The organism is Streptomyces hokutonensis, assembly GCF_000376565.1.
GTDB lineage: Bacteria > Actinomycetota > Actinomycetes > Streptomycetales > Streptomycetaceae > Streptomyces > Streptomyces hokutonensis.
The window spans coordinates 100,114-114,672 of sequence record NZ_BARG01000050.1 but is presented as its reverse complement, the minus strand read 5'-3'; the positions used below and the strand labels follow the sequence as shown (position 1 = coordinate 114,672).

At 70.2% G+C, this 14,559-nt stretch carries 16 protein-coding genes; 11 read left to right on the top strand and 5 right to left on the bottom strand.

Features of this window, described 5'->3' with window-relative positions; translation table 11 throughout:
• Window positions 1–17 precede the first annotated feature (17 nt).
• The 7 genes from SSP08S_RS30890 (at window position 18) to SSP08S_RS30860 (ending at window position 7,719) form a co-directional block, all read left to right on the top strand.
• Window positions 18–1,109, top strand: a complete 1,092-nt coding sequence (locus tag SSP08S_RS30890) for a LacI family DNA-binding transcriptional regulator (protein WP_019071524.1) — start codon at window positions 18–20, stop codon at window positions 1,107–1,109.
• A 200-nt stretch (window positions 1,110–1,309) separates the two neighbouring features.
• Window positions 1,310–2,641, top strand: a complete 1,332-nt coding sequence (locus SSP08S_RS30885) for an ABC transporter substrate-binding protein (protein WP_019071523.1) — start codon at window positions 1,310–1,312, stop codon at window positions 2,639–2,641.
• Window positions 2,642–2,651: 10 nt separating this feature from the next.
• Window positions 2,652–3,539, top strand: a complete 888-nt coding sequence (locus SSP08S_RS30880) for a carbohydrate ABC transporter permease (protein WP_019071522.1) — start codon at window positions 2,652–2,654, stop codon at window positions 3,537–3,539.
• Window positions 3,536–4,441: a carbohydrate ABC transporter permease gene (locus SSP08S_RS30875; protein WP_019071521.1), complete on the top strand. Its 906-nt coding sequence runs from the start codon at window positions 3,536–3,538 to the stop codon at window positions 4,439–4,441. Before SSP08S_RS30880 ends, SSP08S_RS30875 begins: the two co-directional genes overlap by 4 nt.
• Complete coding sequence (locus tag SSP08S_RS30870) at window positions 4,438–6,039, top strand: glycoside hydrolase family 43 protein (RefSeq protein ID WP_019071520.1); 1,602 nt, start codon at window positions 4,438–4,440, stop codon at window positions 6,037–6,039. The genes SSP08S_RS30875 and SSP08S_RS30870 overlap by 4 nt, the downstream gene beginning before the upstream one ends.
• A gap of 178 nt (window positions 6,040–6,217) precedes the next feature.
• Window positions 6,218–7,264, top strand: coding sequence for a LacI family DNA-binding transcriptional regulator (locus tag SSP08S_RS30865; RefSeq protein ID WP_026178973.1), 1,047 nt, complete (start codon window positions 6,218–6,220; stop codon window positions 7,262–7,264).
• 11 nt (window positions 7,265–7,275) lie between these two features.
• Complete coding sequence (locus SSP08S_RS30860; protein ID WP_019071518.1) at window positions 7,276–7,719, top strand: hypothetical protein; 444 nt, start codon at window positions 7,276–7,278, stop codon at window positions 7,717–7,719.
• Window positions 7,720–7,753: 34 nt separating this feature from the next.
• Here SSP08S_RS30860 and SSP08S_RS30855 read toward each other — a convergent pair whose 3' ends face one another.
• Both SSP08S_RS30855 and SSP08S_RS56195 read right to left on the bottom strand, forming a co-directional pair.
• The gene (locus SSP08S_RS30855) at window positions 7,754–8,407 is read right to left on the bottom strand and encodes a ThuA domain-containing protein (RefSeq protein ID WP_019071517.1); all 654 of its coding nucleotides are present in this window, start codon (window positions 8,405–8,407) and stop codon (window positions 7,754–7,756) included.
• 28 nt (window positions 8,408–8,435) lie between these two features.
• Window positions 8,436–9,032, bottom strand: coding sequence for a hypothetical protein (locus SSP08S_RS56195; RefSeq protein ID WP_019071516.1), 597 nt, complete (start codon window positions 9,030–9,032; stop codon window positions 8,436–8,438).
• 38 nt (window positions 9,033–9,070) lie between these two features.
• Between SSP08S_RS56195 and SSP08S_RS30845 the strand changes: the two genes are divergently transcribed.
• Genes SSP08S_RS30845 through SSP08S_RS30835 form a run of 3 tightly spaced genes read left to right on the top strand, consistent with a single transcriptional unit; the run spans window position 9,071 to window position 10,592 of the window.
• The gene (locus SSP08S_RS30845) at window positions 9,071–9,706 is read left to right on the top strand and encodes a VOC family protein (protein WP_019071515.1); all 636 of its coding nucleotides are present in this window, start codon (window positions 9,071–9,073) and stop codon (window positions 9,704–9,706) included.
• Window positions 9,707–9,723: 17 nt separating this feature from the next.
• Window positions 9,724–10,194: a hypothetical protein gene (locus SSP08S_RS59650; RefSeq protein ID WP_174479420.1), complete on the top strand. Its 471-nt coding sequence runs from the start codon at window positions 9,724–9,726 to the stop codon at window positions 10,192–10,194.
• On the top strand, window positions 10,191–10,592 hold the full coding sequence (locus SSP08S_RS30835; protein ID WP_019071513.1) for a VOC family protein: 402 nt from the start codon (window positions 10,191–10,193) through the stop codon (window positions 10,590–10,592). The genes SSP08S_RS59650 and SSP08S_RS30835 overlap by 4 nt, the downstream gene beginning before the upstream one ends.
• On the opposite strand, the gene SSP08S_RS30830 is transcribed toward SSP08S_RS30835, so the two are convergent.
• Both SSP08S_RS30830 and SSP08S_RS30825 read right to left on the bottom strand, forming a co-directional pair.
• The gene (locus SSP08S_RS30830) at window positions 10,589–11,287 is read right to left on the bottom strand and encodes a helix-turn-helix domain-containing protein (protein ID WP_019071512.1); all 699 of its coding nucleotides are present in this window, start codon (window positions 11,285–11,287) and stop codon (window positions 10,589–10,591) included. The two genes, SSP08S_RS30835 and SSP08S_RS30830, sit on opposite strands and share 4 nt — an antisense overlap.
• Window positions 11,288–11,369: 82 nt before the next feature.
• Window positions 11,370–12,305, bottom strand: a complete 936-nt coding sequence (locus tag SSP08S_RS30825) for an AraC family transcriptional regulator (RefSeq protein WP_026178972.1) — start codon at window positions 12,303–12,305, stop codon at window positions 11,370–11,372.
• 81 nt (window positions 12,306–12,386) lie between these two features.
• On the opposite strand from SSP08S_RS30825, the gene SSP08S_RS30820 reads away from it, so the two are divergent.
• Window positions 12,387–13,223 (top strand): NmrA family NAD(P)-binding protein, encoded by an 837-nt coding sequence (locus SSP08S_RS30820; RefSeq protein ID WP_019071510.1) that lies wholly within the window; start codon window positions 12,387–12,389, stop codon window positions 13,221–13,223.
• A gap of 28 nt (window positions 13,224–13,251) precedes the next feature.
• On the opposite strand, the gene SSP08S_RS30815 is transcribed toward SSP08S_RS30820, so the two are convergent.
• On the bottom strand, window positions 13,252–14,424 hold the full coding sequence (locus SSP08S_RS30815) for a YihY/virulence factor BrkB family protein (protein WP_019071509.1): 1,173 nt from the start codon (window positions 14,422–14,424) through the stop codon (window positions 13,252–13,254).
• Window positions 14,425–14,559 lie beyond the last annotated feature (135 nt).

The window sequence follows — 14,559 nt, the reverse complement described above, 5'->3', positions numbered from 1 at the left end:
GCGAAGGAGTCGCCACGGTGAGTCAGCGCAAGACGTCGGGCGACGTCGGCCGGGCCACGATCCGGGACGTGGCGGAGCGCGCCGGGGTCTCGGTGGCGAGCGTCTCGCGCGTGCTGTCCGGCAACTATCCGGTGTCGGAGGAGCTGCGCCGCCGGGTGATGAAGGTCGTCGGCGACCTCGACTACGTCACCAACGCGCACGCCCGTTCCCTGGCCGGCGGCGGCACACCGACCGTGGCGATCCTCATCAACAACATCACCGGCGCGGCATTCGCCCATGTGGCCAAGGGAGTCGAGGGCGCGGCCACGCTGCGCGGCTGGCTCTCCCTGGTCGGCACCACCGGCGACGACCCGGAGCGCGAACTCGCGCTGGTCAACCTCATGCGCCAACAGGGCGTCGCCGCCGTGGTGTTGCTGGGCGGCGCCTACGACGTCGACGAGTACCAGCTGCGCATGGCCCGCTTCGCCCGCTCCCTGGACGCGGCCGGCTCGCACCTCGTGCTCGTCGGCCGCCCGCCGCTGGAGGGCGACGTACCGGCCACTACGGTCGACTACGACAACGAGGGCGGCGCCTACGCCATGGCCAGCCACCTCCTCTCGGCCGGCCACCGCAGAGTCCTGCTGCTGCCCGGGCACGCCGAACTCACCACGGCACAGGGCCGGTTGAGGGGCGCGCAACGGGCCTTCGAGGCGTACGGCGTGCCGTTCGACCCGGGGATGGTGCGGCACGGTCCGTACGACTACGAGCACGGGTACGAGGCGGTCGAGGACAGTCTGAAGGGAGGGGTGGACTTCACGGCGGTGCTCGCGGGCACCGACGTGGTCGCCGCGGGTGCCATGCAGGCGCTGCGCGCGGGAGGCCTGCGTGTTCCCGAGGACGTGTCGATCGTCGGCTACGACGACATCCCGCTGGCCTCCCAGCTCACCCCTCAGCTGACCACCGTGCACGTCCCGTACGAGGAGATGGGCCGGGTCGCGCTGCGCGCGGTGGCGGACCGGCGCGAGGGCGGCGGCACGGGCCGGCGCAGGGGGAGCGACGGCGACCATCTGGTGCTGGGCACCCATGTCGTCGTACGGAACTCGGTACGACCGCCCGCCCGCCGGGACTAGTCCAGCACGCGGAAAGCCCACGGAAGCACACGGAACCAGGGCGTTACGTAACCGGTTTCTCTTCAAATCCCCAGGCCGGACGAGGTCTGTCCTGGGCTGTCGAAACAAGTCGCTGCACACCTCTTGCTCCGAACAGCCCCCGATGTCTACCTTCCAAGCAACCGGTTTCTACCTCTTCTCTTCCGAAGGAACACGGTCTGATGAACTTCACCAGCCCCCGGAGAAGGTTCGCTCGGGCAGCCGTCGCGGGCCTCGCACTGACAGGTCTGCTCTCCGCCTGCGGCGGATCCGGCTCGGGAGACAAGACGTCCTCCGGCCCGGTCACCCTCCCCTTCTGGGGCTGGGCCAACGGACAGGACGCCGTAGTGAAGGCGTTCAACGCCGCTCACAAGGACATCAAGCTCAAGTACACCAAGGTCACCGACCAGTTGACGATGCAGAAACAGCTCACCAACGCGGTCAAGGCCGGCAACGCGCCCTGCCTGGTGCAGAACACGGCGGAGTACGTGACCACCTGGGTCTCGCAGGGCGCGCTCGCCGACATCACCAAGTACGTCTCCGCCGACAAGGACAAGTTCAACGCGGGCGCCTGGGCCAGTGCGCAGGTGCAGGGCAAGTCCTATGGCGTGCCGACCAGTTCGGCCCCGGCCTTCACGATCTACCGCACCGACATCTTCCAGAAGTACGGGCTGAAGGCGCCCACGACCTGGGACGAGTTCATCGCGGCGGGCAAGGTGCTGAAGAAGCACGGCATCAAGATCACCAACTACGCCGGTGAGGACCCGAGCACCCTGGAGGTGCTCTCCATGCAGGCCGGGGCGCACTGGTACGCCATCGACGGCAACTCCTGGAAGGTGGACTTCCAGGACGCGGGCAGTCTCAAGGCGGCCAAGGTGATCCAGGACATCGTCGACAACGACCTCGCCTCCAAGCTGTCGTTCGCCGACTACGCGGCCGTACAGCGCAACTACGACAACGGCGGCACCGCGACCCGCCAGATCTCCACCTGGCAGATGGCGGGCATGGTGCAGAACTTCACCAAGTCCGACGGGAAGTGGGCGCTTTCGCCCTGGCCGACCTATCCGGGCGAGGCCGCCAAGACACCGGCCGGGACCAACCAGAGCGGCGGCGTCACCCTGGTGACCAAGCAGTGCGCGCACCAACAGCAGGCCGCCGAGGCCGCGTTGTGGATGTCGACCAATACCGGCGCGGTGAAGACGATGGCGAGCCCGACCACCGGCAACGGTGTGATGCCGGCCCTCGCGGACAGCAACGCGTATGTCGCCGAGGCGATCTCCGACAAGCTGCTCGGCACGAACTACGAGCCCGCGAAGAAGGTCGTGACCGACAGCCTGAACACGGTCACCTCGGACTGGGTGTTCGGCCCGGACTGGACCGCCATGTTCACCGAACTCCAGACGGGCTGGGCGAAGGTGATGAACAAGGAGGAGAAGGTCACCGATCTGCTGGCCCACATGCAGGAGTGGACGGTCAAGGACCTGAAGTCCCGCGGTATCAGCGTCAAGGGCTGAGGCAGCACCGATGATTCGCTCCCAGCGCTGGAAGGGTGCCGCGTTCACGGTGCCCTTCCAGCTCGGTTTCGTGTTCCTCTACCTGATACCGATCGGGTACGCCGTCTACGAGTCGCTGTTCGTGGAGCACCAGTCCGGGCTCGGCCTCGGCGGCTCCACAGAGAGGTTCTCCGGCCTCCACAACTACCAACAGGGCCTGACCGACTCGGCGTTCATGAACTCGGTGCTGCGCGTGGTGCTGTTCGCCTGCGTGCAGATCCCGGTGATGCTGCTCGTCAGCCTGCTGCTCGCACTGTTCCTGGACGCGCTGTCCTCGAAGGTCGCGGGCCGCTTCCGCATCCTGCTCCTGGTGCCGTACATGATCCCCGGGGTGGTCGCGGCGATCGTGTGGATCAACCTGTACAGCCCGGACGTCGGCCCCTTGACCCCGTTGGGCAAGGTCTTCGGCCTGTCCTGGAACTTCTTCGCGCCCTCGATGGTGTGGCCGTCCATCGGCAACCTGCTGACCTGGCACGGCATCGGTTACAACATGGTCATCATCTACTCGGCGCTCCAGGGCGTGCCCCGCGACCTCTTCGAGGCGGCTCGGCTCGACGGCGCCTCCGAGTTCCGGGTCGCCCTCAGCATCAAAATCCCTTACGTACGCGGGGCGTTGGTGCTGACCGGCATGCTCTCCATCATCCAGATGCTGCAGATCTTCAACGAGCCGGCGCTGTTCCGGAACGTCACCCCGCAGACGGTGAACGACAACTTCACACCCATCATGATCATCTACAACCAGGCGTTCAACGCGGGCAACTACCACTACGCGGCGGCCCTTTCGGTCCTCCTCGCCCTCATCCTCGGCCTCGCCTCTTTCCTCTTCTACCGGCTCACCGCGAAGGAGGCCGACGCATGACCCTCACCGAGGACCGCCGGACAGCTCATCAGGTCCGGCGTCTCAACAAGCCTGACCCGGCAACCCGTTCACGTGGCGGCCAGCGCTTCCTGCTCGTCGGTCTGGTCCTGGCGAGCGCCTACAGCCTGTTCCCGGTGTGGTGGCTGATCGTCGCCGCGACCAAGAACCGCACGGGCCTGTACCAGAGCAACGGCCTGTGGTTCTCCGGCATGCACCTGTGGGCCAACGTGCGTCAGGTCTTCACCTACGAGAACGGCATCTTCCTGCGCTGGACCGCGAACTCCTTCCTGTACGCGGGAGTCGGCTCCCTCGGCGGCACGCTCATCGCCCTCGCGACGGGCTACGGCCTCGCACGCTTCGAATTCCCGGGCCGCAGCGCGGTGTTCGCGTGCGTGGTGGGTTCGTTCCTGATCCCGATCGCACTGCTCACGCTGCCGCTGTACCTGATGTTCTCGAAGATCGGCCTGGTCGACACCCCCTGGGCGATGCTGATCCCCTGCCTGATCAACCCGTTCAGCGTCTACCTCGCCAAGGTGTACACCGAGGCCACGATCCCCTTCGAACTCCTCGAAGCGGCCCGCCTGGACGGCGCGGGCGAACTCCGTATCTTCTTCAGCATCGTGCTGCGGATGATGACGACGGGCGGTGCCACAGTGTTCCTGCTCGCGTTCGTGAACACCTGGAACGCCTTCTTCCTCCCCCTCACCGTCCTGCGCGGCGAGAACAACTGGACCCTCAACATCGGCCTCTACAACTGGTCCGGCAAACGCCTGGAGTCGGGCGTCGACCTCACCGGCCTGGTCCTGACCGGCGCGCTGCTGTCGATCGTGCCGATGGCCGTGATGATGGTGGCGATGCGGCGCTACTGGCGCACGGGCGTCACCCTGGGAGCCCTCAAGTGACCTTGCTGCACAACCCCGTTGTCCGCGGCTTCGCCCCCGACCCCTCGATGGTCAGGGTCGGCGACTGGTACTACGCGGCGACCAGTTCCTTCGAGTGGTTCCCGACGATCCCGATCCACCGCTCGCGGGATCTCGCGCACTGGGAGTACGCGGGCCATGTCCGGGGCGCGGTCCTCGGCGAGTCGCTGGCGGGCGTCCCGGACTCCGGCGGCATCTGGGCGCCCTCGCTGAGCTGGGACGGCGAGCGTTTCTGGATGACGTACTCGATCGTCCGCTCGGTCGGCACGCCGTACTTCGACGCCGACACCTACGTCACCACGGCCACTGACATCGGCGGGAAGTGGACCGTTCCACAACGGGTCCTGAGCCACGGCTTCGACCCGGCGCTGTTCCACGACGAGGGCCGGCTGTGGCTGCTCAACCTGCAGAACGACCACCGCCCCGGCGGCCGGCGCTTCGCGGGCATCGTCGCGACCGAGTTGGACCGGTCCACGCTCGCTCCGGCGGGCCCGACCCAGCTTCTGCTCCAGCACGAACAGCTCGTAGAGGGACCGAAGTTGGTGCGGCGGGGCGATTGGTACTACCTGCTGCTCGCGGAGGGCGGGACCGGGTTCGAGCACGGGGTACTGGTGGCGCGGGGCCGTACGGTCACCGGTCCGTACGAGGTGGACGACCGTCCCCTGCTGACGTCCCGGGACGATCCGTCGGTGCCGTTGCAGAAGGCGGGCCACGGCGAGCTGGTCGAACTGCCGGGTGGTGATTGGGTGTTGAGCCACTTGGCGGCACGGCCTGTCGCGACTCCCGCAGGGCCTCGGTGCACGCTGGGCCGGGAGACGGCGATCCAGGCCGTGACTTGGGACGCGGAGGGTTGGCCGAGGCTGCGGGACGGGGGGTGGCATCCGGCGGTGGAGGTCGCCGTGTCGACGCACCCCGTCGCACCACACGACCAAGTCGCGTACTCCGAAGGGCCGTTGGGGTGGCCTTGGAACGGTCCACGCGGATACCCCGACCCGTCCTGGGCCGACGCCAGCTCCCGCCCCGGCTGGATCCGGCTGCGCGGGCGGCACGGGCCGGAGTCGCGCTGGGCGCACAGTCTGCTCGCCCGGCGGATCACGGAGCATCGGGCGGAGGCCGAAGTCACCGTAGAGGCAAGGCCGTCGACGTTCACGCAGGCGGCGGGGCTGGTGCTCTGGTACGGCGCCGAGGCGTATCTGAGCCTGGACCTGACCTGGGCGGAGCCCGAGGGTGCGGGGCAGCACGGGCAGCAGTGGCGGGACGGCGGCGGGCGTACGGTGCTGCGACTGGTGGAACGGGACGAGGATGTCACGCGTGAAGTGGCCGTCGTCGAGGTCGAGTTCGGGGCGCCGGTGACGCTGGGGGCGACGGTCGACGGCGCCGACGCGCGGTTCTGGTACGTCCGAGACGGTGAACGCGTGCCGGTGGGGCCGGTGTTGGACTTCAGTCACCTCTCCGACGACCACGGCTCGCGGTTGCGCTTCACCGGGGCGATGGCCGGGATCCTTGCCGTGGATCTGGTCGGTGCGGAGTTCACCGCCGACTTCGGCGGCTTTCGCCTGGAGTGCGCCCCGCCCCGCTGAGCTGTTCGGGGTTTCGAAAGATCGGGCCGCCGTCATTGCGTGAATTCCCTGGTCTTCCCGCCGTGTTGACGCGCACCTATCGTAGGAAGCGCTTTCTGATCGGTTGGTGGTCGGGCCGTGGAACAGCGCTGGTCGAAACTTTCGATGGCCCTCGGGCGGGCTGGAGAGGTGGTTCCCGATGGTCCGTGCGGGGAGCGCGAGCATGACGGCAGGGCCGACGCTGGCGGTCGTGGCCCGCGAGGCCGGGGTGTCCGTGCCGACGGCGTCGAAGGTGGTCAACGGCCGGGAGGACGTGGCGCCGGAGACCCGGCGGCGGGTGACGGAGGCGCTGGAGCGGCTCGGTTATGTGCGCCGGCCGCGCTTCGACGCGAACAAGGCGCCGGGCCTTGTCGACCTGGTGGTGCACTCGTTGGAGAGTTCCTGGTCGGGGGCGGTGCTGCACGGGGTGGAGGAGGCGGCGTACGAGGCCGGGCTCGAGGTGGTGGTCTCGGCCGGGCTGACCCGGACGCGGGCGGACCGGCCCGAACGGGGCTGGCTGGACAAGCTCGTTGGCAGAGGATCCTCCGGAGTCCTGTTCAATCTGGCGGAGTTGACGCCGTCGCAGTACGCGTGGCTCGACCAGCACCGCATCCCGTTCGTGATGATCGACCCGGTGCAGGAACCACCTCCGGGTGTGGTGTCGGTCGGCGCGGCCAACTGGCACGGCGGGGTGACGGCGACCGAGCATCTGCTGTCCCTGGGCCACGAACGCATCGCCGTGATCGCCGGTCACCGGCACAAGATGTGCAGCAGCGCCCGCGTCGCCGGCTACCGCTCCGCGCTCGCCTCCGCCGGAGTGCCCGTGCGCCCCGACTACATCCGCCACGGCAGCTTCGACCAGACCATGGCCCGCACCCGGATGCGCGAACTCCTCGACCTCCCCGAACCCCCGACGGCGGTCTTCGTCTGCTCCGACCGCATGGCGCTCGGCGTCTACGAGGCCCTGGCGGAAAGGGAGTTGAGCGTCCCTGACGACATCAGCGTGGTCGGCTTCGACGACCTGCCCGAAGCCCGCTGGGTGACGCCGGCCCTGACCACGGTCCGCCAACCGCTGTCGGAGATGGCGGCCACGGCGCTGCGCCTCCTGGTCCGCATGATGGACGGGGACCGTCCGGAGAGCACGCGGACGGAGTTGTCGACGCGGTTGGTGGAGCGGGCGAGCACGGGTGCGCCGGGCGGCCGCTAGCCTGCCGCGATATGGCCATGTCATGGGAGAAGCAGCAGTTGATCGCGGACGGCTTCGAGCCCACGTATGTGGACTTGGAGTGGTACGACGGACCGCGAAAGGGAGTCGCGCTCGTCGATGGCGTCCCGCACTCCTACGAGGGCCGGGAGTACGACCGCCGGGACGAGGCCGACGTGTACGCCGTGTGGCCCGCGAGCGGGGCGGCGGTGGCGATGGAGCGCGAGCAGTGGGCGATCTTCATCAGGTACCAGCTCTCCGATCCCAGGGGCGACGAGCATCCCGGCCTCGGAGGGATCGACGCCCGCTACGACGAACTGGACCTGCTCCTCGCAACGCACCGTCAGGCGCCGGAGGGTGCTCGGCGACTCGTGGGCGAGGTGCGGTTCGACGACGGCGACGACCGCTACCGGTTCGACGGGGTCGACCACTGGTTCCGGTGGCGCCCGGTCGGGTGAGAGCGACCGCCGTCCCAGCGAGCGGTGCGCGGGCCTAACTCAGCCGCGCCGCCCAGTTGATCCCGCCCAGCAGATGCGCGCGGAAGTCGGCGTCCTCGTAGGCCTCCGCCGCGTGGCCGAGGGCCGTGTAGAAGACCCGGCCCTCGCCCTTCTCGTGGCACCACGCCAGGGGGTGGTCGGTGCCCATTCCGCCGCCCTCGTAGGAGGATTCGTCGGCGGAGAGGAGGACGTGGGTCGAACTCCGCGGGTTGGTGCGGAAGTCGTACCACTCGTCGGTGAACTGCCATACGGCGGGCAGGTGTCGGGTGGCCGGGTGGGTGCGGTCCTCGGTCACGGCCTTGCCGGGCTGGCAGGCGGGGTGCCGGTCGAAGCGGGCGCCGAGGAGGTCGCCGTAGTACGGCCAGTCGTACTCGGTGCAGGCCGCCGCGTGGACGCCGACGAAGCCGCCGCCCGACTCGACGTAGGCCGCGAGGTGGTCGCGGCCCGCCGGGGTGAGTACCTCGCCGCTGGTGGAGAGGAAGACCACGGCCGCGTAGTCGTGCAGGGGGTGTTCGAAGGCCGCCGGGTCCTCCGTGGCGGTGACCTCGAAGGGGCCGAGGGTGCGGAGGGCGGTCACGGCGGCCGGGATGGAGTCGTGGCGGTAGGCGGTGGTGCGGGTGAAGGCGAGGAGGCGGGGTGCGGCGGCCATACGGGGCAGCCTATTTCACTGCTTGGGCTCAACCCCCCGTCCCCGCGCTGTCGTTGAATTCCCTGGGCGGGAGGACCACGGCGAGTTCGCTCTCGTACGGGCGGCGCAGCGACCGGGCCGATTCGCGCAGGATCTCGCGGCTCACCTTGCCCTGCTCGGCGGCGACGTGCACGAGGTGGCCCTTCGCCGCCATCACGTACTCGGCGTCTCCCCCGCCGGTGCGGTACCAGGCGTTCCCGTCGCGTACGCAGGTCATGTGCTCGGTGGTCACCGCCTGCGTCGTGCAGTTCGCGTCGGTCATCGTGCCGGGCTCCACGCGCAGGTTGATCACGGCACCGTTCTTCGGCGATATGTACGCCACGGAGAGACCCACGTCCGACACGCCCACCGACTGCTGGGCGAGGGTGAATCCGGGCGGGTCGATGAGGTAGACGAGGTCGGGGTCGAAGCCCAACGTCTTTGCGCGCGCGGCGATTTCGGCAAACGTCGCCGGGGACGGGGGCGACGAAGGGGAGGACGAGGCCTTCGGGGTTCCGGCACCGGCGCGCGACTTCTCCGTACCGCAGCCGACCATCAGCGCGGGCAGCAACAGCAACAACGGCAGGGCGCGCACGGCACGGATCATGGGGCCATCCTGCCGTACACCGCGTAGCCTAGGTGGGGATGAATGCCGTTCCCGTACGCCTGGACCATCTCGTCCTCGCGACCCCCGAACTGGCGGCGACAGTCGCGGACTTCACCCTGCGCACGGGTATCGCGCCGGTGGCCGGCGGTGCCCATGTCGGGCTCGGGACCCGCAACTACCTGGTGTCTCTTGGTGGTTCGCGCTACTTGGAGATCCTCGGTCCCGATCCGGAGCAGGACGAGCCGTCCGGGCCGCGACCGTTCGGTGTCGACGGGCTGTCCGACGCCCGGACCGTGACGTGGGCGATCAGTCCGCCCGACCTTGACGCGGCGGCCGCGGCGGCCCGCGCCCGGGGGTACGACCCCGGGCCCGTGCGCGCGATGAGCCGCCGCCGGCCGGACGGCACGCTGCTGGAGTGGCGGCTCACGGACGGGAGCACGGCACACCCCTCCGGTCTGGTGCCGTTTCTGATCGACTGGGGTTCGTCGCCCCATCCGACGACCGCCTCGGGTCTGCCCGTCGCGCCCCTGCTGGAGCTGACCGCGACCGCCCCGGCGCCGGACGAGATCCGCCCGCTGCTGTCCGCCGTGGGCGTGGAGCTGGCGCTGGCCGAGGGCCCGGTGGGCCTCTCCTTCACGGTGAACACGCCTCGCGGAACCGTGACGTTCTCATGAGGGGTGCGCCCCTCTCCGTGAGCACTCTCGATGAGGTGAGGCGGATGCCCTGGCGGGCCAGGAGGCGCCTGCGCAGGATACGGAAACGCGGCAGGACGGGGGTCCTGCTGATCGCCGAGATCAGGGAGCCGGTTCGCAGCTTCACCGACAGGGCGGGTGTCGTGTCCGTCCGCGAGAACGGTCTGGAGATCTGCTTTCGGACCCGCTCGGCCAAGGCACCGAAGTTCGCCGAACTCGCCCCTGGTCTTCACGACTTGGAGTTCAGGGTGAGCCGTCCGAGGGCGAGCGGGACCAGTTCGTTCCGGAGAGCCGTGGCGCTGCGGGAGGGTGACGTCCTGGTCGCGTTGTGCGATCCGGTGCAGCCGAACACCTTCTACCGGAAGAGCCGCACCGCGGACTCGTGGTTCGTCGGGATCCTTTCACCGGGCGAGGACGTGTCCGATTCGTTCAAGACCCGCCGTCCGGCCCCGCCTACCGTGGCCCCATGACTCCACGATTCGACGCGATCGGCCTGGTCGTCTCCGACATGGCCGCCTCTGTCGCCTTCTACCGTCGGCTCGGGTTCGGGTTCCCCGAGGGTGCCGAGAGCCAGCCGCATGCCGAGGCCCAACTGCAGGGCGGGCTGCGGCTGTTGCTGGACACGGAGGACACCGTCCGCTCGTTCCACGCGGGTTGGCAGCCGCCCACCGGGGGCAGTGGCCGGGCCGCGCTCGCCCTGCTCTGCGACGATGCCGCCGAAGTCGACCGGGTGTACGAGGAGTTGGTCGGCGCCGGGCACCACGGGGAGCTCAAGCCGTGGGACGCGTTCTGGGGGCAGCGGTACGCCGTCGTGCACGATCCCGACGGCAACGGGGTGGATCTCTTCGCGCCGCTGAACCCCGCCTAGCCGGTCCGGCCGAGCAGCTCACCCAGCGGCATCCCCGCGAACTCCTTGACGTCCCGGGCGAGATGGGCCTGGTCCGCGTAGCCGGACCGGGCCGCCGTCTCCGCGAAGGCGACTCCGGCGCGGGCCAGTGCGAGGGCGCGCTGGAGGCGCAGCACTCGGGCGAGCGTCTTGGGGCCGTAGCCGAAGGCGGCCAGTGAGCGGCGGTGCAACTGGCGGGCGCCGAGGCCGAGTTCGTCGGCGGTGGTGGCGACGGGGCGGCCGGTGTCGAGGGCCGCGACGAGGTGTCGTAGCAGCGGGTCGGGTGGGGGTGCCTGAGCGGCGCGTTCCAGTGCCAGGTCCTCCAGGGCGGTCGCCGGGTCGGGGGCCGTGGCGAGGCGGGCGTGCAGTCGCCGTACCGTCGTGGCGGGCCAGAGGTCGGTGAGGTCGACGCGGCGGTCGCGGAGTTCGTGTGCGGGGACGCCCAGGTAGGTGGGGGCGGTGCCGGGGGCGAAGCGGAGGCCGGCCCAGTGGGCGGGTTCGGTCCCGGGGACGTACGCGCGGGTGTCGGGGCCGGCGACCAGCAGGCGGCCCTCGTTCCAGAGGAGGTCCATGCAGCCGTCGGGCAGGACGGGGTGGACCGGGCCTACGGCGGGGTCCTCGACGGTCCGGCTCCAGACCACCGCGCCGGGCAGCCGGGACGCCCTCTCCACGTACACACCGGAAAGGCTACGCCGACCATCAGGAGGCCGGCGGAGTCGCTGCCCTGCGCCCGCGTCCGACGCCCCCGCACACCCGCCCCTACCCCACCCTCGTCCGGTGCTCCTGCGGGCTGACGCCGTAGACCCGTTTGAAGGCGCTGGACAGCGCGAACGCGCTGCCGTAGCCCACGTCCCTCGCGATCGCGGCGATCGTGTCGTCCGTGTCGCGGAGACGGTCCGCGGCGAGGGCGAGCCGCCAGGCGGTGAGGTAGGACATCGGGGGTTCGCCGACGAGGTCGGTGAAGCGGCGGGCCAGGGCCGCGCGGGAGACGGCGGCCTTGGTGGCGAGGGAGGCGACCGTCCAGGGGTGGGCGGGGTCGTCCTGGAGGAGGCGCAGGGCCCTGCCGACCACCGGGTCCGCGAGCGCTCGGTACCAGGCCGGGGCCTCCGCCTCCGGGCGGGAGAACCAGGCCCTCAGCGCGGCGATGACCAGGAGGTCCAGGAGGCGGTCCAGGACGACTTCCTGGGCGGGTTCGTCGCGGACTATCTCCTCCATGAGGAGCGGGGTGAGCGGGCACTCCCAGACCTCGGAGGGGAGGGAGAGCAGGGGTGGCAGCGCGTCCAGGAGGCGGCCGTTGATCTCGCCGCGCATGAGGTACGTGCCGATGAGCATCACCGTGGAGCCGTCGAGGCGGTCGCCCCAGGTGCGGACGCCGAGGTCCATCGAGCCCTTGAGGGACGTGCCGTCGGGGTAGCTGCACTCGCCGCCGGGCAGGATCAGCGCCTGCGGGGGTGTGTCCGGGTCGTCTCCGCAGGTGTACGGGGCGGGGCCGCGCGCGATCGCGAGGTCGCCGGCCCGCAACCGCACGCGCTCCCCCGTCTCCGGGGTGATCCAGGCGTCGCCGCGGACCATGAGCATGACCGTCAGCGGGGCGCGGTCCTCGATGCGCAGGGCCCACGGCGGGTCGAAGCACGCGCGGATCATGAAGGCGCCACGCGCGCGTGGACCCTCCAGAAGGCCTGACAGGGCGTCCATACGGCCAGCGTAGACGCGCGCTTATGGGAATGAGCCGTTCAGCGATGGTCCGTGCCCGGGCGCGGGCGTTGACTGGAGGGCATGACAGAGAACGCACGGGACATGACGTTGGTGGTGACGGGCGCTTCGGGTCGTACGGGGCGCCGGGTGGCGGAGGCCGCGCGGGCCGCGGGGCTGACCGTACGGGAGGCCTCGCGGGCGCAGGGCTTCGACTGGGCGGACCGGTCGACGTGGGCGGACACCCTGCGGGGTGCCGATGCCGCGTACCTGGTGTACCCCTCGGACGTCGGGGCGCCGGACGCGCCCGGCGCGGTGGGGATGTTGGCGCGTGAGGCGGTCTCGCTGGGCGTACGGCGGCTGGTGCTGCTGTCCTCGCGGGGCGAGGAGCGGGCGCGGCCGACCGAGGAGGCTCTGCGCGGGTCGGGGGCGGACTGGACGGTCGTACGGGCGGCGTGGTTCGCGCAGAACTTCAGCGAGGGGCCGCTGGTGGCGGGGCTGCGGGAGAGCGGGGAGCTGGTGTTCCCGGCCGGTGAGGTGCGGGAGCCGTTCATCGACGTGCGGGACATCGCGGACGTGGTGGTGGCCGCGGTGACGTCCGGGGACCGGTATGCCGGGCAGGCGCTCACGGTGTCCGGGCCGCGGCTGCTGACCTTCGGGGAGGCGATCGCGGAGATCTCGGCGGCGGCGGGGCGGGCGTTGACGTACCGGGCGGTGTCGGCCCGTCAGTACGGCGACGATCTCGCCGGGTTCGGGGTGCCGGACGGGGAGGTCGAGTTCCTGGTGGAGCTGTTCGAGTCGCTGCTCGACGGGCGCAACTCGTACCTCTCCGAGGGGGTTCAGGAGGTGCTGGGGCGCGAGCCGCGCGACTTCGCGGAGTTCGCGCGGGAGGCTGCGGCGGCGGGCGTCTGGAAGGTGTGAGCGAGCGTCTGGAAGGAGCAGCGGAGCGTTACTTCACCGGCCCCGGTGTGTCCCCGCCGTTCTTGTGCGTGCTCTTGGCGTGGGTGCGCAGCCGGGACGTGACGTCCTCCGGGGGCAGGAAGCGGGACCAGCGTTCCGGGAACTCGGAGGGCATGTCGCCGTCCTCGGGGTCGTCGAAGTCCTCGTCGTCCTCGCCGCCGTGGGTGCGGGCGGCGGCCATGCGGGCGACGTACTCGGCGGCCTGCTCCTCGTGCCGGCGTTCGTTGGCGGCGCGGGCGGCGGCCGTCGCGGCGGCCGGCCAGACCCGGTCGATGGCCGCGTTGACGGCGGCCCCGACGAGTACGGCGAACGCGGACACGCCGATCCACAGCAGTACGGCGACGGGCGCGGCGAGGGAGCCGTAGATGGTGGGGCCCTCGACCGTGCCGGTGAGGTAGATGCGCAGGAGGTAGCTGCCGAGGACCCACATGGCGAGGGCGACCAGGGAGCCGGGCACGTCCTCGATCCACGGGGAGCGGACGGGGACGGAGACGTGGTACAGCGTCGTGAGGAAGACGACGGACAGGACGATGACTACGGGCCAGTACAGGACCTGCACGACCGTCTCCGACCAGGGCACCACGTTCACCACGGCGTCCGGTCCCCCGACCATGAGGGGCAGCGCGATCGAGCCGATCAGCAGGGCCGCGATGAACAGCGCGAAGGACACGATCCGGGTCTTGACGATGCCGCGCACTCCGTCGAGGCCGTACATCACGGTGATGGTGTCGATGAAGACGTTGACCGCGCGGGAGCCCGACCAGAGGGCGAAGAGGAAGCCGATGGAGATGACGTCGGGCCGGCCGCCCTTCATCACGTCGTGCAGGATCGGCTGGGCGATCTCGTGCACGCCCTTGTCGGACAGGACGGTGCGGGACGCCTCCAGGATGTTGTTCTCCAGGCCGGCGATGCTGTGGGCGCCGGTCCAGCTGTCGACGTAGCCGAGCAGGCCGATGAGGCTCAGCAGGAGCGGCGGGACGGACAGCAGCGTGAAGAACGCGGCCTCGGCCGCGAGGCCCAGGATGCGGTACTCCATGCAGGAGTTGACGGTGTCCTTGACCAGCAGCCAGGCGGTCCTGCGCTTGGAGACGTTCCGGTAGAGGGCACGCGCCCGGTGGAACCGGCCGGTGGGCCGCTCGGGGGTTTCACTTGCTGACTGCACGCCCTAAAGGTATCCGCCGCGCCGGGATGCACTCATCCCCCGGGGGCGTCGGCCAGGACCGCGCACCTGCTGGACAGCCGTGTCATGCCCGCGATGGCCGAAACTTTTCGGTCCGGAATTCGAATTGGCATTCGA